Genomic DNA, 18,720 nt, shown 5'->3' on the forward strand with positions numbered 1-18,720 from the left:
CATGTTTTTTAGCACTTCATGACATATATCACCTAAACGGAAGTCGTCTAATGGTCAAAAATTGTAAGCAATTGTTATTTGTCATGTTTTTACACTCTTTATAAGTCCTTTATTTTAGACTTAAACACCTACTTACTATCTGGTGATATTATTTAAGAAATGTTTGAAGATAAGTATGACCGTAGCTAAGTTTCATCCTTATTTTAATGCTTGGTATAACACTTGTGCCGGATGCAGTGCTGTTACATCAGTTCCATCTTTAATCTGATGACGACATGAGGTGCCTGCTGCTACAATCAAAGAACTGTCCTTACTTTTCCTGACTTCAGGGAACAAAACCAATTCACCGATCTTCATTGATAAATCATAGTGCTCTTTTTCGTAGCCAAAAGAACCAGCCATGCCGCAACACCCCGAAGGAATTTCATCTGCTACATAATTCTTTGGAATTTCAAGAACCTTTTTTGTAAGGCTCGTATCTGAAAGTACCTTTTGGTAACAATGCGCATGAAATTTGAGTTGCTTTTTGTCTTCAATAAACTGGTCAGATGTAATATGCCCCTGTTCTGTTTCATTTGCAAGAAATTCTTCAAAAGTATAGGTGTTTGTAGCCAATAGTTCGGCCTTTTCTTTTAATTCTTCCGGCACCAACTCAGGGTATTCATCCCTGATTGTTAAGATAGCAGACGGTTCAATACCAACAAGTGGTTTCTGTTCACTCACTAATTTTGAAATCTTGTTAACATTTTGCCTGGCTAATTTAGACGCTTCATTCAATAAGCCCTTGGATAAATATGTACGTCCACTGATCAATTGTTTGAGCAATATTACTTTATAACCAAGTTTCTCCAAAAGGAGTACTGCTGCAATTCCAATTTCAGATTCACTGTAATTACTGAACTCATCGGCAAATACGTAGATAGTTCTCGATGATTTGATAGGATGTTTTCGTTTTTTATCCCACCTGCTAAGAGATTGCGGCGAAAGTTTTGGAAGTTTCCTTTTACTTGAAAAACCTAAGTACTTCTCGTTAAAGTTTTTTACTAAACGCGTATTAATACCTTTATTATATAGGTATGAAAACGGCATTAATATTTGATTGAGTTTTGGCAATGCAGCCACTAATCTGGTGCGATAAGGTATGCCAAATTGTTGATGATATATATTAAGAAATTCAGCTTTCAGCTTGGTCAGGTCAACGTTACTCGGACATTCGGTTTTACATGCTTTACAGGATAAGCATAAATCTAAAATGCCCTTTACTTCATCAAAGCCGAGTTTTGTAGCAGGAATTGTACCGGCAAAAAATTCACGAAGCATGTTGGCTCGGGCACGAGTTGTTTGTTGTTCGTTACGTGAGCCCATATAGCTGGGACACATGGTTCCACCGATCAAATGGCTTTTGCGACAATCACCGGATCCGGTACATTTTTCTGCAGCTCTAGCTATGCCCAGGGTAGATGACCAATTGAAAATTAAATTATTTTCGACCCCTTCGCGTGTCTGTTTATACCGCATCGAGGTGTTCATAGGAGGTGTATCAGTAATTTTATTGACATTAAATATCCCCTCCGGATCAAAAAGGTTCTTAACGTCTTTGATTAGTTGATAATTGTAATCGCCAACCATTAGCGGAATAAACTGGCCTCGGAGTCGACCATCGCCATGCTCACCACTTAATGAGCCTTTATATTTTTTTACAAAAAATGCTGTTTCTTTAGCAATCTGGTAAAAGGCTTCTACATCCTCTTCCTTCTTCATATTGAGAACTGGTCTGAGATGTAACTCACCTGTTCCGATATGGGCATAATAGATGCAATCTTTACCATAGCTTTTAAGCATGGCCTTTATGTCAGCAATGAAAGCCGGTAAATCTTCAGGCCTTACGGCAGTATCTTCAATAACGGGAACAGGACGTTCATCACCCGGCATATTGGCCAAAACACCCAATCCTGCTTTTCTCAGATTCCATACCTTATTAATGTCAGCACCATATAAAATAGGATAAGCGTAACCGTAATTGTTAGCTTTCATCTCTTCAATCATGTCCAAAGAAAGCTTCTCGACTTCCTCCAGGCTATCACGGGCAAATTCAACCAACAACAATGCAGCAGGATCTCCTTCTACAAAAAAGCGATTCTTATTCTGAAGGACATTGTCTTTAGTTAGATCCATTATCGCTTTATCCATTAGTTCAACGGCTCCCGGTTGGTATTTCAGAGCTATTAAATTAGCTTCTAAAGCGGCTTCTAAAGAATTAAGATGTACACAAACTAATCCTTTTTCGCGTGGAGGTAAGCCAATCAGGTTTAGTTTGATTTCTGTTGTAAACATTAATGTTCCCTCAGAACCTGCCATTAACTGACACATATTAAATGTGCCTCCTTCTTCATCAAATGGATAGCTGTTAATTAAATAGTCTAAAGCATATCCGGTATTTCTTCTGTGAATATCAGGATGCGGAAACTCCTTAAGAATGTTTTTACGATTTTCTTTGTTGGTCAGAAGATCACGAATTGCTGAATATATTTCCCCTTCAAAAGATTCTTTCCGGCACTTTTTATCAAACTCCCATTTTTGCAAGCCTTTGAATGCAACTTCATCGCCATTGCTCAAATAACCTTTTAATTCCAGTGTGTGATCGCGGGTACTTCCATATATCAATGAATGAGCACCACATGAATTATTACCAACCATTCCACCCATCATGCACCTGTTGGAAGTAGATGTTTCAGGACCAAAAAACAGACCGTATGGCTCCAGGTATTGGTTAAGTTCATCAAGCACCACTCCGGGCTGAACTCTTACCCAGCGTTCTTTAGGATTTACTTCCAGTATTTTATTCATATACCGGCCAATGTCAACAATGAGACCGGCACCTACTACTTGACCGGCCAGTGATGTGCCCGCAGCGCGCGGGATCAGCGATATCTTGTGCTGATTGGCAAACAGGATTATTTCTAAAATATCAATATTATCTCTGGGGGTAACAATGCCAAGAGGTTTTTCATAATAAGCAGAAGCATCGGTGCTATAAATGATTTTGGACGCATCGTCCAGTTGCAGTTTACCCTTTATTTTTTCTTCAAGTTTATCAAACGGATACTTGTCGTTTGTCATTGCTTTTTCCTGTTTTCGAAATAATTACTCATATAGCACCTTTGTTTATTGAATTGGCATAAACAAATTCTGGTTGGCTCTGTTTTCAAAGTAAGTAATAATAATACTCAAATGATAAAGTCAAATTTACAAACACGAGACGATATAGAGAAATTGGTACGCTCATTTTATGGTAAGGTACAAAAGGATGAAGTTTTAGGGCCGTTTTTTAATTACGCAATAAAAACGGATGAGGAATGGGAAAAACATTATCAGTTATTGACAGCATTCTGGGAATTGAACCTGATGGAAGTAAAAGGGTTTAACGGTAATCCGGCAAAAGCGCACCATCGTATTGATAAGGCGTTTAAGCAGGCTATTACTACGGCACACTTTGATCGGTGGGTTGGTTTATGGCATGAAACAATTGATAGTATGTTTGAAGGTGAAATGGCTGAAAAGGCAAAAATGAGAGCACAGAATATGGCAAAAGGTATGTATAAAAAGGTTTTAGATCAGCGTCCGGGAGGATTTATACTTCCCGGAGATGCCTCAGGAATAAAGTTTGGATAACTGCTAATTAAGCAATAGAAGTACTTGTTTATACAAACACCAGATTAATGTCAGCATTCATCGAGTGTCTGAAAATGTTTATTTAAACGCGCTCAACATACATGAATACTAAATATTTGCTGTATGTTATAAAGCACATATTTCGCGATTTCAAATTTTTATTTAATCTTAATAATTACTTATTTTTGCGCTCCAATAACCAAAGAAATCGCATTTTACTGAATGAAATTCTGCAATGAACTTAAAATATGCTTCATTGTTAGGTTGACGAACATGAGTTAAAGTATAGTATGGCTGAAGATCAAGACAAAATATTAGAAGAAGTAACCGGCGGGGAATATAAATATGGGTTCTATACCGATATTGAAATGGAGGAATTTCCTAAGGGCTTAAACGAAGATATCATTCGTATGATTTCGGCAAAGAAGAATGAGCCGGAATTTATGCTTGAATTTCGTTTAAAGGCTTTTCGTCATTGGCAAACGATGAAGCAACCCAATTGGGCTCATCTGGACATTCCGGCAATAGACTTCCAGGACATTATATATTATGCTGTTCCCAAAAAGAAACCGGAACTGGAAAGCATGGATGATGTTGATCCTGAATTGAAAGCAACATTTGATAAGCTGGGTATACCGTTAGATGAGCAAAAAGTTTTAGCAGGAGTAGCTGTGGATGCGGTTATTGACAGTGTATCGGTTAAAACCACATTTAAAGAAACATTGGCTGAGAAGGGAATTATTTTTTGCTCCATCAGCGAAGCTATTCAGGAGTATCCTGACTTGGTTAAGAAGTACCTTGGTTCAGTTGTTCCACATCAGGATAACTATTTCGGAGCTTTAAATGCCGCCGTGTTTAGTGATGGATCGTTTGTATATATTCCAAAAGGCGTGCGTTGCCCAATGGAATTATCAACCTACTTCCGAATTAACGCCATGAATACCGGCCAGTTTGAGCGTACACTTATTGTAGCTGATGATGATAGCTACGTAAGTTACCTGGAAGGTTGTACAGCTCCGCAGCGAGATGAGAATCAACTGCATGCTGCCATTGTGGAGATTGTTGCGATGGAAAGGGCAGAAGTTAAATATTCAACTGTACAAAACTGGTATCCTGGTGACAAAGAAGGTAAAGGTGGTATTTACAACTTTGTGACGAAGCGGGGAATTTGTAAAGGTGATTACTCTAAGATTTCATGGACTCAGGTTGAAACCGGTTCGGCCATCACATGGAAATATCCAAGCTGTGTATTACAAGGCGACCATTCAGTGGGTGAATTCTACAGTGTGGCGGTTACTAACAATTTCCAACAGGCGGATACAGGGACGAAGATGGTTCACCTGGGAAAAAATACACGAAGCCTGATCGTTTCAAAAGGTGTTTCTGCCGGAAAAAGTCAGAACAGCTACCGTGGTTTGGTGAAAGTATCGAAAAGAGCAGAGAATGCGCGTAACTTCAGTCAGTGTGATTCATTATTATTGGGTGATAAATGTGGTGCGCACACCTTCCCATATTTGGAGATAGCCAATAACTCAGCCAAAGTAGAGCACGAAGCTACAACATCAAAAATTGGTGAAGATCAGATATTCTACTGTAACCAGCGTGGTATGAGTACCGAAGATGCGGTTGGATTGATTGTTAACGGATATGTCAAGGAAGTGATCAATCAATTACCAATGGAATTTGCTGTTGAAGCGCAAAAGTTATTACAAATCAGCCTTGAAGGCAGCGTGGGTTAATCCACTAATTAATTAAAACAAGTCGAAACAAATAATACAATAACAACATATGTTAGTCATTAAAGATTTACACGCCAAGATAGATGACAAAGAGATATTGAGAGGTATCAACCTGGAGGTTAAACCAGGCGAAGTTCATGCCATCATGGGACCAAACGGTTCAGGTAAAAGTACCTTATCATCGGTTTTGGCCGGTAACGAAAAATTCGAAGTGAATGAAGGTAACGTTACCTTTAATGATAAAGATTTATTGGACCTTGCTCCGGAAGACAGAGCGCGTGAGGGATTGTTCCTGAGCTTTCAGTATCCGGTGGAAATACCAGGTGTGAGCATGGTTAACTTTATGCGCACAGCTGTTAATGAGCACCGTAAATACAGGGAAGAGGACCCATATTCAGCAAGTGAGTTTCTGAAGTTGATGAGGGAAAAGAAAAAGTTGGTGGAGATTGACTCCAATCTGACAAATCGCTCTGTTAATGAAGGATTCTCAGGAGGTGAGAAAAAGAAAAATGAGATATTCCAGATGGCCATGCTGGAGCCAAAATTAGCCATTCTGGATGAGACTGATTCAGGCCTGGACATTGATGCTTTGCGTGTCGTAGCCAATGGAGTTAACAAACTAAAATCACCGGAAAGAGCAACGATTCTTATTACACACTATCAACGCCTGCTTGATTACATTGTGCCGGATTATGTGCATGTGCTTTACAGAGGTCGTATTGTGAAGTCAGCAGGTAAAGAGTTGGCGCATGAATTGGAAGAGAAAGGTTACGACTGGATTAAAAAGGAGTTTGAGGATTAATTTTTAGTAGTGAGTACAGAGTAATGAGTACAAAAGTAAGTGGTACTCAATCATACTGACTCGATGCAAATCATCTTTATACTTTGTACTTGATACTCAATACTAAATGATAGAATTATGAATAAAACTTGCCGAATAGTTAATCTGCAAGAAGAATATAGCCAGATATACAAAGAGAACATTTCTCTTTTGAAAGATGGTGCCCCTCATAAAATGAACGCTTTAAGGGACAGAGCTTTTGAAACGTTTATGGATAAGGGGATTCCTTCCAATAAAGTGGAAGAATATAAGTACACCAATCTTCAGCCTTATTTTAAAGGAACTCTGGATATTGCCTTATCAGCCGAGGCAGCAATTAATGGATCTGCAACAACATTTAACTGCGGAGTGCCCAATCTGGATACGCACAACCTGTTTTTGATTAACGGATGGTTCGCAAATCAGGATGAAGCCAATAATTTGCCCAAAGGTGTTGTTGTTGGCAGCTTAAAAGAAAAGGCAGCGGAATATCCAGAGGTATTTGAAAAATACTACGGTGAGCACACCATTGGCAGTTCAGATGCCATGGCGTCAATGAATACCGCTTTTGCACAGGATGGAGCTTTTATCTATGTACCAAAAGGAGTTGTAGTTGAGAAACCAATTCAGTTGGTAAACATCATGACAGGTGATCAGGATCGATTGGTATTTCAGCGCAACCTGATTGTGGTGGAAGAAAATGCCCAAGCCAAAGTAATGTTATGCGATCACACTATTTCTCCGCAAAAGTTTGTGATCAACAATCTGACAGAGATCTTTGTCGATGAAAACAGTGTATTTGATATTTACAATGTGCAAAATCAGCATAACCTGACGACGCAGGTGTCCGGTATGTATATCAATCAGAAGAAACACTCTAATGTTTTAACTAACAGCCTGACGCTTCATTCTGGTGTAACAAGAAATAATATCCGTGTAACCATGGACGATGAGAACTGTGAAAGTCACGTTTATGGTTTATACCTTAATGATAAGAACCAGCATGTGGATAACTATTCGTTTATTGATCATGCTCGACCTAATTGCCAGAGCTTTGAATTATTCAAAGGGGTGATGGACGATTCCGCTTCAGGAGCATTTACAGGTAGGGTGCTGGTTCGACCTGATGCGCAACAAACCAATGCTTATCAAAGCAATAATAATCTCTTGCTTACTGAAAATGCAAAGATCAACAGTAAACCACAGTTGGAGATTTATGCTGATGACGTAAAATGTAGTCACGGTGCTACAGTAGGTCAGCTGGATGATGACGCGATGTTTTACCTGCGTGCCAGGGGCATCAATGAAAGTGAGGGACGTATCTTGCTGATGTTTGCTTTTGCTTATGAGGTGATTGAAAAAATAAGAGTTGAACCGCTGAAAGAAAATATTCGCGACCTGGTTGAAAAGCGTTTCAGAGGCGAATTTGATAAGTGCGATTCTTGCGTAGTTTGCGGTCAGCAAGGTACCACCGTGAGTTGTTTATAAAATAAAACGTTCTATGGTTTAGAGATAAATCATAATTAATGATAGAAACAGAGGCACTGAGGAGCCGGACAATATTGCCGGTAACCTTCGTGTCTTTTGTGCTAATAAAAAAGATATCCCTGATGAATATTAATATTGACAAAATACGAAGTGATTTTCCTATTTTGAACGAAGAGGTTTATGGAAAACCTTTGGTTTACTTTGACAATGCAGCTACCACACACAAACCACAACAAGTGATTGATGCAGTTTCTGAAGTATACCAGAAATACAATAGTAATATTCACCGTGGAGTTCACCACCTGAGCAATGTGTGTACAAAGGCGCATGAAGATGCCCGAATTAAAGTACAGAAGTTTATCAACGCCAAACATTCGCACGAAGTTATTTTTACGAGGGGAACAACAGAATCCATCAACCTACTGGCTTCGTCATTTGCCGATACCTTTTTGAAGGCCGGTGATGAAGTACTGATTACTCAAATGGAGCATCATTCCAATATTGTACCCTGGCAATTACTTGAGAAAAGAAAGGGAGTTGTTGTAAAGTACATTCCCATTAATGAAGCAGGAGAACTGATACTTGACAATATTGACCAGTTAATCAATGGCAAAACTAAGTTGGTGTCGATAGCTCATATCTCTAATGCGCTTGGAACAGTTAATCCGGTTAAGACGATCATTGATAAAGCACATAGCCTTAATATTCCGGTTATGATTGACGGAGCACAAGCCGTGCAACATGTTAAGGTGGATGTGCAGGAACTGGACTGTGACTTTTATGTTTTTAGCGGACATAAACTATACGGACCTACTGGTATCGGAGCGATTTATGGAAAAGAAGAGTGGTTGAATCAAATGGATCCGTACCAGGGAGGCGGCGAAATGATAAAAACCGTTTCGTTTGAAGGCACCACATATAACGAATTGCCATTTAAATTTGAAGCCGGAACACCTGATTTCAGTGGTTCGGTTGGTTTGGGTGCAGCTATCGATTATGTCAATACAATAGGCATTGAAGCAATTGCGAAATACGAACAAGAATTGCTCGACTATGCGAGCGAAGGTTTAGCCAACATTCAGGATATTCGCTTTTTTGGAACAGCCAAAGAAAAATCCAGTGTTATCTCTTTCCTGATTGGAGATATTCATCCATTTGATATTGGTACTATGCTCGATAAAATGGGCATTGCTATTCGAACCGGACACCATTGTGCACAACCCGTGATGCAGTATTTCAACATTCCCGGAACAATGAGGGCTTCATTTGCCTTTTATAATAAGAAAGAGGAGATTGATAAACTGGTTGAAAGCACCGAACGAGTAGCTCAGTTGTTTGGTTGATTCACTATTAATTATCAATTTTGCTATACGGATTTATTAGAATAAATGATAATGACAATAAACGAAATACAAGAAGAAATCATTGAAGAATTTGCAGCCTTTGATGAGTGGATGGATAAATATTCTTACCTGATTGAGATTGGTAACGATCTGGATGGTTTTAAAGACGAATGGCGTCTGGAACAAAACCTGATAGAAGGCTGCCAGTCGAAGGTGTGGGTACATGCCGAGATACAGGATGGTAAAATTATTTATTCGGCCGACAGTGATGCGATCATTACAAAGGGAATTATCGCCCTGTTAATACGTGTTTTATCAGAGCGCACGCCGGATGAAATTTTGAATACTGAATTGAATTTTGTTGAGGAGATCGGATTGAAAGATCACTTATCACCAACGCGCTCAAATGGGCTGTTAGCCATGATGAAACAAATGCGCTTATACGCTGTTGCTTTTAAAGCAAAGATGGGGTAAACAGAGAACGAAGTATAAAGGCCGTAGTCCGAAGGGAGAATTGCAATAGTGAGGTGAATTACGGTAGGCACGTTGAAAATAAACATCATTTAAATAGCTGGCAGCTAAAAGCTGATAGCTAATACTTAACAAAAATGGGAAACGAGTTTTTACAATTAGAAGGAGAGATAATCAAGGTGATCAAAACTATTTTTGATCCGGAAATTCCGGTTAATGTTTATGACCTTGGATTGATCTATGAGATTGATGTTGATGAAGAAGGGAAGGCTCGCATTGTGATGACATTGACATCACCCAACTGTCCTGTAGCCGAATCATTACCAGAAGAGGTACATGATAAAGTAGCAGCTATCGATGGTATTAAAAGTGTTGATCTGAATCTAACCTTTGATCCGCCATGGACAAAGGATATGTTGTCGGAGGAAGCACTTTTAGAGCTTGGCCTGTTATAGACACAATCAAAATAAGAAATCAGAAGCTCTCGTTTGAGGGCTTTTTTTAATGAATGATATGGAAGGACTTTATATCAACCTGGTTAAGAAACAACCGATCAACTACCTGCGTTTATTTGCAGGACTGATTATGATCGGAGCAACCATTTATCTTGGATTTTTCTCCGATCAACAGCGATTTAAACTATTTCACCTGATACTCTTTTTTATGGCTGGTGTTTATTATGCCATTTTAGGAGCTGGTATTAATCCGCTTAAATCATTTGGAAAAGCATTTATTAAGGTGGATAGACAAGGTATTGCTGTTAAAAAATCCGTTTACGCTAAAGTGATAGAAACTCCCTGGAGCAATGTGGATGAATTACAGATCAACATCACAGCCATCCGGGTTAAGTTGAAGGATAAATCCAGCTTTGAATTCGAATACCAGATGCTGGATACCGATACCGTTCATGAATTAAAAACAAGATTGGCACTAACAGCTAAAAGTCTCGATGTAAAAGTTGGTTAATGAGCATCATCAGCCAGGCATATCAACAGCGGATAAAAGAGAAAGCCCTTGAATTTGGATTCTCCGATGTTGGTTTTGCCAAAGTTGAACCATTGGATGAAGATAGAAAACGTCTTGAGCAATGGCTTCAAAAAGGCTACCAGGCTGAGATGAACTACATGAATAACCACTTCGATAAACGTACTGATCCGGCTTTACTGGTTGAAGGAGCACAAAGTGTTATTTCTGTATTGCTCAACTACACACCAAAAGAACTGCAAAGAGATAATTCTGCACCTAAATTGGCACGTTATGCCTATGGTAAGGATTACCATTTTGTGATTAAAGACAAGCTGCAACTGCTTTTTGATTTTATCAAATCTGAAATATACCCATCGCTCGAAGGCCGAATGTTTACAGATTCAGCACCGGTTTTGGATCGGGCATGGGCTGCTAAAGCCGGTTTAGGATGGATTGGTAAAAATACCAACTTGATTCATAAAAAGCTGGGTAGTTATACCTTGATAGGAGAGATGATTACCAACCTTCAGGTTGAGCCCGGTGAACCTATTAAAGAAGCATGTGGTGGTTGTCAGCGCTGTATAGATGCCTGCCCCACAGGAGCATTGGTTGGCCCTTATCAACTTGACGCCAATAAATGTATTTCCTATCTCACCATTGAGCATCGCAACGAGATACCAGAGAAGTTTAAAGGACAATTTGAGAACTGGGCTTTTGGTTGCGATATCTGTCAGGAAGCCTGTCCGTGGAACTGGAAGGCAAGGCCAACCCAAGAAGAAGAATTTTCCCCACATCCTGAACTGCTAAACCTATCAGAAGACGAATGGCATCAGATGGATGAAGAGCGATTCAGAGAGTTATTCCGAAAGTCAGCCGTTAAACGAACGAAGTACGCAGGTTTGAAGCGTAATCTCAATTTTCTAAGGTAGAATTCTCTTTTAACAATCTCTCAAGAGTACCTCCTGTTCCTCACAAAGCCAATCCATTTGCTGTAAAAACAATTCCCAAACAGCTAAAGGCGTTGCCCAAAGGTTCAAAAGCATTTCCCAAGCTTGCAAAAGCGCCCTGAGTATAATCAAAGCCATGCAATTTGCCTCAAAAGCCGTTTTTAATCAATTAAATGCCATTCCTAACCACGCATTAGCACTTCCGAAACATATAAAAGCACTTCTTAATGTCTCAAAACAGCAGAATGGTAGTTTTTTTCGCCTCCGGAAATAGCAAAAGGTGTTCCCGGAGTCACAAAAAGACTTCCTGCGAGGGCAAAAGGCTTTCCGAAACATATAAGAGCAATTCTTAGTGCAGCAAAGCGACAGAATGGCAAGGTTTTAGATCACCGAACGTGGCAAAAGACATTCCAGGAGCTATAAAAGGGCCTCCGGGAAGCACAAAAAGGCTTCCGAGAGCTATAAAAAGGCCACCGAAGAGCACAAAACGTCAATTTGGCAGAGTAAAAAATAAAAAACCGGCACGAAGCCGGTTCTTTATAAAATCTGAATATTTCGTGTTATGCTTTATCAGGATAGTATCCTTTGATAATTCCGCGTTGTGAATTGCGAACAAACAAGATAATCTCATCTCGTTCCTTCGATGCCGGCATTTCAGCTTCGATACGCTCAATAGCTTCTGAGTTATTCAGCCCCATCTGGAATAGGTAACGATAGATATTTTGAATATCACGAATCTGGTCATTGCTGAAGTTGCGGCGGCGTAAACCAATTGAGTTAACACCTACATAAGAGATACGTTCACGACCTGCTTTTACATAAGGCGGCACATCTTTACCAATTAAGGTTCCACCGGCTACCATCACATGAGCACCAATGTGTACAAACTGGTGGATAGCTGACATACCGCCGATAATAGCATAGTCATCAATCACAACTTCACCGGCAACCTGAACAGTGTTTACAAGGATTACATTATTACCAATAATAGCATCATGTGCGACATGCACATATGCCATTAGCAAGCAATTATCACCAATAATGGTTTTGCCTTTCGCCTTGGTTCCCCTGTTAACGGTTACAAATTCACGTATTGTAGTGTTATTCCCAATCTCAACCGTTGTTTCTTCGCCTACGAATTTTAAATCCTGCGGAATGGCACCGATTACAGCACCCGGAAAGATGTTACAGTTTTTACCAATGCGTGTTCCTTCTAGTATTGTTACGTTCGAACCAATTCGGGTTCCCTCTTCGATAACAACGTTTTTGTCAATGGTTACAAAAGGTTCAATAACAACATTGGGAGCAATCTTCGCCTCCGGATGGATATATGCCAATGGTTGTTTCATTTTTACAGTTGTTTTAGTTCTATACTCCTCCCTGCGCTAACAAATTAGAATATACTTAATGGTGTGTTTTTTTATTTGCTTTTAACTACTTGGGCCATGAATTCTCCTTCCGAAACAATGCTATCGCCAACAAAAGCAGTTCCTTTCATATTGGCCATTCCTCTTCTGAATTCAGTTACGAGTTCCAGTTTGAAGATGATAGTATCGCCAGGGACTACTTTTTTGCGCAATTTCACATTATCAATCTTCAAAAAGTAGGTGCTGTAAGCGCCTGGATCATCCAGTTGACTTAAAATGAATATTCCACCTGCCTGTGCCATGGCTTCGATCTGAAGAACAGCCGGCATAACTGGCTCATCAGGAAAGTGACCAACGAAGAATGGTTCATTCATTGTTACATTCTTGATACCGACAATCGACTTTTCTTTTAATTCAATGATTTTATCAATTAAAAGGAAAGGAGGTCGATGAGGTAACATCTTCTTAATTTCGTTGATATCACAAACAGGCTCTTTGTTTGGATCGTATTGAGGAACCTCAGGCTTAAGTGCTCTCTTTTTAATTTCCTTACGAATAAGCTTGGCGAACTCAACATTTGCCATATGACCGGGACGTGTTGCCATAATCCGCCCCTTAATTGGCATACCGCAAAGGGCTAAATCACCAATGACATCTAATAGCTTATGACGAGCCGGTTCATTCGGATACACTAATTCTACATTATTCAATATACCTGTTGGCTGCACTTCCACATGAGGTTTATTAAATAAATCGGCCAGCTTATTTAACTCTTCCTGACTGATTTCTTTATCGATAATGATGATGGCATTATCTAAATCACCACCTTTAATGAGATTGTTCTTTAATAAAGGTTCCAGTTCATGCAAGAATACAAAAGTGCGACAAGCTGAAATCTCGTTTTCAAAATCATCAAGGTTGTCAAGCGTAGCAAACTGATTAGAAAGAAGTAATGACTGGTCGAATGATATTTTCACGTCGGCACTAAACTCGTCATCAGGCAAAGCCATGATTTTAATCCCGCGTTCTTTATCTTCGAACACCATTTTTTCTTTAACGACAAAGTATTGTCGTTCTTCTTCCTGCTCTTCTATGCCAACGCTTTTGATCGCTTCAACAAAAAACTTTGAGCTTCCGTCAAGAATTGGTGCTTCAGGACCATCTACTTCAATCAGACAGTTGTCAATTTTTAAAGCTGTAAGTGCTGCTAAACAATGCTCAATAGTACTTACTTTTGCATCGCCTTTCTGAAGTACAGTGCCTCTTTGGGTAAATGCTACATTGTCAGCAAGAGCATCAATTACAGGCTGATCTTCAAGGTCAATTCTTTTAAACTTATATCCATGGTTAACAGGGGCTGGCATTAGTGTGAAATTGACATCAACTCCCGTATGTAAGCCTGTACCTTTCAATGTTACAGGCGCTTTTATGGTTCTTTGCTTTTCAGTCATATTCTGTCTAAAATTAATGCAGTTGATTATACAGCTTTAATTATCCAATTCATCAACTTTTCTCTGTAGTTTGTCGAGTTGCATTTTTATTTCTGGTAATCTTCTAAATACGGCGGAACTCTTGTAAAATTGCTTAACATCCATTACAGGTGATCCCATCAGTATCTCACCTTCTTTTTTAATATTCCCGGCAGCTCCGGCCTGCGCTCCTATTTTGGTATTTTTGGCAATATTAATATGGCCACCAATTCCAACCTGGCCTCCAAACATACAATCTCTACCTATTTTGGAAGAACCTGCTATACCAGTTTGAGCAGCAATTACAGTATTCTCACCTACTTCAACATTGTGTGCAATCTGAATCAGATTATCGAGCTTAACTCCTTTTTGTATTACAGTTGAGCCCATTGTAGCACGGTCAATAGTTGTGTTAGCGCCAATTTCAACATGATCGTTAAGTATCACATTACCAATTTGCGCCACTTTTTTATACTCGTTTTCTGAATTTGGAGCAAATCCAAAACCGTCGCTTCCTATAACCGCTCCGGCATGAATAGTACATTCTTTACCAATGCTACAATTCTTATAAACTTTTACACCCGCATAGATAGTTGTGTTATCACCTATCTTAACATTATCTCCGATATACGAGTGGGGGTAAATTTTTACATTGTTTCCAATCTGCACGTTTTCGCCAATGTATGCAAATGCACCAATATAAGCGAAATCACCAACTTTTGCTGAATCATCTATAAACGAAGGTTGTTCTATGCCTGTCTTTTTCGGTTGACTCTCTTCGTACATCTGTAAGAGCTGCGCTAACGCTTCATATGCATTAGGTACTCTGATTAATGTCGCTTTAATTTCTTGTTCAGCTTCAAATGAGTCATTAACTATAACCACCTCAGCATTGGTAGTGTAAATGTATTGGCTGTATTTGGGGTTAGCTAAAAATGTTAATGTTTCAGGCTTTCCTTCTTCAATCTTTGATACATTTCTAACGATAGCATCCTCGTTTCCTTCTACTTTGCCGTTTAATAGTTCGGCAATTTGACCGGCTGTAAATTTCATTTATAACAATACTTTGTTAGTCAGCTCCTTATTAACAACTTTGCGAACTAGTAAATTGTCGCGAAAATAGATATTTAACGAGCTATACGTCAAAAAATTTGGTGCAAATCTAGTAAATATATTTACTTTAGAAAAGTACACCATTGGTTTGTAATTTTTGTTTAATAGCCTTAGGAAAACAGACGTAATGTTTCCTAACTGTTTTTCCTAATACCGAAAGGTTAAGCATATCTGATGCAGAGGCTATATCTTTTAATTCATTATTATTGTATAATATCTCAATTTTATCATCTTTAATACTATAGGCATTGTTAGTTATAGTATCAGCATACACAAAGTAGTTTGTCTCTTTTAATGATTTTAAATTAAACTCTTTACGTACTTCCTCTCTAATAGTTTTAATAATTTCAGGCTTAAATGGCTGATTGCTGATTTTAATACTCCATAATTGGCGGTTTACGAACCCTTTCGCTAAAGTTGAAAGAATAGTATCCGGATGCTTTGTCCATACTTTTATTGAACACATAATGTCATCATCATCCAACAAAGCGAATTTTTCAAGCACCTCGTCATCAAGGTAGAAATCTTCAATAGTTCGCTTTTGTCCCATAAAGTAACACAGATGTGATGGTGTAAAAAGTTCACCACCTTTCTTAATGATAGATTTGGCGCGTTGGAGTAAATGAACTAACATTTGCTCTGCTGCCAGGGCAGTCTTATGCAGATAAACTTGCCAATACATCAATCGACGGGCCACAAGAAATTTCTCAATTGAATAAATTCCTTTTGACTCAATCACCAGTTTATCATCAACGACATTGAGCATTTTTATAATACGGTCAGAGCCAATAACACCTTCAGAAACACCAGAGAAAAAACTATCTCTTTTCAGGTAATCTAAGCGATCCATATCAAGCTGACTCGATACCAACTGATGTAAAAACTTTTTGTGGTAACTGTCATTGAATATCGCAATTGCCGTTGTTAGGCGGCCATTAAACTCTTCATTTAGCTTTTGCATGATAATTTGCGATATAGCCTCATGCGACACCTCAACAAGAGAGTGTTCCAGTACATGACTAAAAGGTCCGTGACCTATATCATGTAACAAAATGGCAGCATGAACGGATACTGCTTCCTCTTCAGTAATATCCATGCCTTTAGAAAGGAGTGTTTCAACTGCAGAACTCATCAGGTGCATGGCACCTAAAGCGTGTTGAAATCGGGTATGCATGGCACCAGGATATACCAAATGGGTTAAACCAAGTTGCTTAATCCGTCTTAGTCGTTGAAAGTATCGGTGTTCGGTTAAGTCATATAATAGGTCATAAGGTACCTTTATGAAGCCATGAACCGGATCATTAATTATTTTTCGTTTATTCATTCACAAATTATCGATAAGCGAACAAGATACGAAAAACGGTTTATTCATAGCTGTACATACTTTCGAAACATGAAAAAACGATCATTAAAGAGCGAAAACCGTAGTTAAAAAGAATTCATCACGTCTCTTTTTAACTTAAATTTTAAGTATTTGGATAAATGACCCCTTATTACTATCTTTGCGCTTGATTTACCGAGTGGATGACTTAGGGGACAAGAAAGTCCCCTATTTTATTAATTAAAAAGATGATTAAGGAGTCTCAGATACAAGGAATTATTAATGATAAGTTACAGGAAGACGAAATGTTTCTTGTTGAACTTGTCGTTAAACCGGGTAATAAAATATATGTGATGATTGATCACGATGATGGTGTGCCCATCAGTTATTGTATCGAATTGAGTAAGATGATTGAAGCAGGTCTTAATCGCGATGAAGAAGACTTTGAGTTAGAAGTAGCATCGGCGGGAATAGGTCAGCCATTTAAAGTGAAGCGACAATATCAGAAAAACATTGGCCGGGAAGTGGAAGTGTTGAAGGCTGATGGAAAAAAAATCACGGGTAAATTGCTTGAAGTTGGAGAGAGTGACTTTAGTATCGAAGTTGAAGAAATGGTTAAGGTCGAAGGCAAGAAACGCAAGCAATTGCAGGTGAATCAGGTAAATTGTAAATTTGACGAAGTAAAACAGGTAAAAGACATTATATCTTTTTAAATATTCCTTTTGAGTATGGAAAATATTAATCTGATAGATACGTTTTCGGAGTTTAAAGAACTCAAAAATATTGATCGTGCAACCATGATCAGTGTATTAGAAGACTCATTCCGCAGTGTCCTTATTAAACGATTTGGAACGGATGAGAACTTTGATGTTATCATTAACGATGATAAAGGAGACTTTGAAATCTGGCGTAACCGGGAAGTGGTGAAAGATGAAGACTTAGAAGATGAAAACCTTCAAATTTCTCTGTCGGAAGCCAAAAAAATTGATGAAGATTATGAGTTAGGCGAGGAAGTAACTGATGAGGTGAAATTCCTTGATTTTGGACGACGCGCTATTTTGAGTTTGCGTCAAAACTTATCGGCTCGTATTCTTGAATTGGAAAAAGATAACATTTACCACAGTTATAAAGATCGCGTTGGTGATATCGTTACTGGAGAAGTTTACCAGATTTGGAAGCGTGAGATTCTTATCATTGACGATGAAGGCAACGAGTTAATTTTACCGAAAGCAGAACAGATTCCTTCAGATTTTTTCCGTAAAGGAGATAATGTTCGTGCAGTGGTGGTAAAGGTTGAAATTCGTAATAACAATCCACTTATTATCTTATCACGTACATCACCGGTTTTCCTTGAAAGATTATTCGAATTGGAAGTACCAGAGATCTTTGATGGATTAATTACCATTAAGAAAATAGTACGTGTTCCGGGAGAAAGAGCAAAAGTAGCTGTAGAATCATATGATGAGCGTATTGATCCTGTAGGGGCTTGTGTAGGTATGAAGGGATCACGTATTCATGGTATCGTAAGGGAATTACGTAATGAGAATATTGATGTTATCAATTATACAGCGAATACACAATTATTTATTCAGCGCGCACTAAATCCTGCGAAGATCACCAATATTAAAATTCTTGAAGATCAGGGAAGAGCAGAGGTTTATTTACGTCCTGAAGAGGTGTCGCTTGCTATTGGTAAAGGTGGTTTAAATATTCGCTTAGCTGGTCAGTTGACTGGTTATGAGTTAGATGTTTATCGCGAGACAGACGAGGATGATGAAGATGTGAATTTGGATGAATTCTCAGATGAAATTGAAAGCTGGGTATTGGATGAATTGAAAGCAGTTGGATGTGATACAGCCAAATCAGTGTTAGACCTTTCAGTTGAAGACCTGGTTAAGAGAACAGATTTAGAAGAGGAAACAATTAAGGAAGTAAGAGGTATATTAAGCGCCGAATTTGAATAAATCGCTATATTTGCCCGCAAAGAATTGAATCCGAACAAAA

The 18,720-nt window shown here is 38.8% G+C and carries 16 protein-coding genes; 11 read left to right on the forward strand and 5 right to left on the reverse strand.

Annotated elements, in window-relative coordinates; all coding sequences use genetic code 11:
* Positions 1-198 precede the first annotated feature (198 nt).
* Complete coding sequence (locus AC4MRQ_RS00355; RefSeq protein WP_491195638.1) at positions 199-3,120, reverse strand: FAD-binding and (Fe-S)-binding domain-containing protein; 2,922 nt, start codon at positions 3,118-3,120, stop codon at positions 199-201.
* A 111-nt stretch (positions 3,121-3,231) separates the two neighbouring features.
* Here AC4MRQ_RS00355 and AC4MRQ_RS00360 point away from each other — a divergent pair, with 111 nt between their 5' ends.
* From AC4MRQ_RS00360 to queG, 9 genes are all read left to right on the forward strand, one after another.
* Positions 3,232-3,672 (forward strand): group III truncated hemoglobin, encoded by a 441-nt coding sequence (locus AC4MRQ_RS00360; RefSeq protein ID WP_491195639.1) that lies wholly within the window; start codon positions 3,232-3,234, stop codon positions 3,670-3,672.
* Positions 3,673-3,962: 290 nt separating this feature from the next.
* Positions 3,963-5,411, forward strand: a complete 1,449-nt coding sequence (sufB, locus tag AC4MRQ_RS00365; protein ID WP_491195640.1) for a Fe-S cluster assembly protein SufB — start codon at positions 3,963-3,965, stop codon at positions 5,409-5,411.
* 49 nt (positions 5,412-5,460) lie between these two features.
* Positions 5,461-6,213, forward strand: a complete 753-nt coding sequence (sufC, locus tag AC4MRQ_RS00370) for a Fe-S cluster assembly ATPase SufC (protein WP_491195641.1) — start codon at positions 5,461-5,463, stop codon at positions 6,211-6,213.
* 117 nt (positions 6,214-6,330) lie between these two features.
* Complete coding sequence (gene sufD, locus AC4MRQ_RS00375; RefSeq protein ID WP_491195642.1) at positions 6,331-7,719, forward strand: Fe-S cluster assembly protein SufD; 1,389 nt, start codon at positions 6,331-6,333, stop codon at positions 7,717-7,719.
* 122 nt (positions 7,720-7,841) lie between these two features.
* Positions 7,842-9,062: an aminotransferase class V-fold PLP-dependent enzyme gene (locus tag AC4MRQ_RS00380; RefSeq protein ID WP_491195643.1), complete on the forward strand. Its 1,221-nt coding sequence runs from the start codon at positions 7,842-7,844 to the stop codon at positions 9,060-9,062.
* A gap of 51 nt (positions 9,063-9,113) precedes the next feature.
* Positions 9,114-9,536: a SufE family protein gene (locus AC4MRQ_RS00385; protein WP_491195644.1), complete on the forward strand. Its 423-nt coding sequence runs from the start codon at positions 9,114-9,116 to the stop codon at positions 9,534-9,536.
* Positions 9,537-9,670: 134 nt separating this feature from the next.
* On the forward strand, positions 9,671-9,988 hold the full coding sequence (locus AC4MRQ_RS00390; RefSeq protein ID WP_491195645.1) for an iron-sulfur cluster assembly protein: 318 nt from the start codon (positions 9,671-9,673) through the stop codon (positions 9,986-9,988).
* Between the two features lie 58 nt (positions 9,989-10,046).
* Entirely contained in the window at positions 10,047-10,499 is a 453-nt protein-coding gene (locus AC4MRQ_RS00395; protein WP_491195646.1) for a hypothetical protein, read from the forward strand.
* Entirely contained in the window at positions 10,499-11,428 is a 930-nt protein-coding gene (gene queG, locus AC4MRQ_RS00400) for a tRNA epoxyqueuosine(34) reductase QueG (protein ID WP_491195647.1), read from the forward strand. Before AC4MRQ_RS00395 ends, queG begins: the two co-directional genes overlap by 1 nt.
* Positions 11,429-12,006: 578 nt before the next feature.
* Here queG and lpxA read toward each other — a convergent pair.
* The 4 genes from lpxA to AC4MRQ_RS00420 form a co-directional block, all read right to left on the reverse strand.
* A complete protein-coding gene (gene lpxA / locus AC4MRQ_RS00405) occupies positions 12,007-12,795 on the reverse strand; it encodes an acyl-ACP--UDP-N-acetylglucosamine O-acyltransferase (protein WP_491195648.1) in 789 nt (262 codons plus the stop codon).
* A gap of 71 nt (positions 12,796-12,866) precedes the next feature.
* Positions 12,867-14,264, reverse strand: coding sequence for a bifunctional UDP-3-O-[3-hydroxymyristoyl] N-acetylglucosamine deacetylase/3-hydroxyacyl-ACP dehydratase (locus AC4MRQ_RS00410; RefSeq protein ID WP_491195649.1), 1,398 nt, complete (start codon positions 14,262-14,264; stop codon positions 12,867-12,869).
* Positions 14,265-14,300: 36 nt separating this feature from the next.
* Positions 14,301-15,335: a UDP-3-O-(3-hydroxymyristoyl)glucosamine N-acyltransferase gene (lpxD, locus tag AC4MRQ_RS00415; protein WP_491195650.1), complete on the reverse strand. Its 1,035-nt coding sequence runs from the start codon at positions 15,333-15,335 to the stop codon at positions 14,301-14,303.
* Positions 15,336-15,462: 127 nt separating this feature from the next.
* Positions 15,463-16,719, reverse strand: coding sequence for an HD domain-containing protein (locus AC4MRQ_RS00420; RefSeq protein ID WP_491195651.1), 1,257 nt, complete (start codon positions 16,717-16,719; stop codon positions 15,463-15,465).
* A gap of 245 nt (positions 16,720-16,964) precedes the next feature.
* Between AC4MRQ_RS00420 and rimP the strand changes: the two genes are divergently transcribed.
* Both rimP and nusA read left to right on the forward strand, forming a co-directional pair.
* Entirely contained in the window at positions 16,965-17,429 is a 465-nt protein-coding gene (gene rimP / locus AC4MRQ_RS00425; RefSeq protein ID WP_491195652.1) for a ribosome assembly cofactor RimP, read from the forward strand.
* A 15-nt stretch (positions 17,430-17,444) separates the two neighbouring features.
* Positions 17,445-18,680, forward strand: coding sequence for a transcription termination factor NusA (gene nusA, locus AC4MRQ_RS00430; protein WP_491195653.1), 1,236 nt, complete (start codon positions 17,445-17,447; stop codon positions 18,678-18,680).
* Positions 18,681-18,720 lie beyond the last annotated feature (40 nt).

The sequence above is a fragment of the Carboxylicivirga sp. genome (assembly GCF_982718395.1).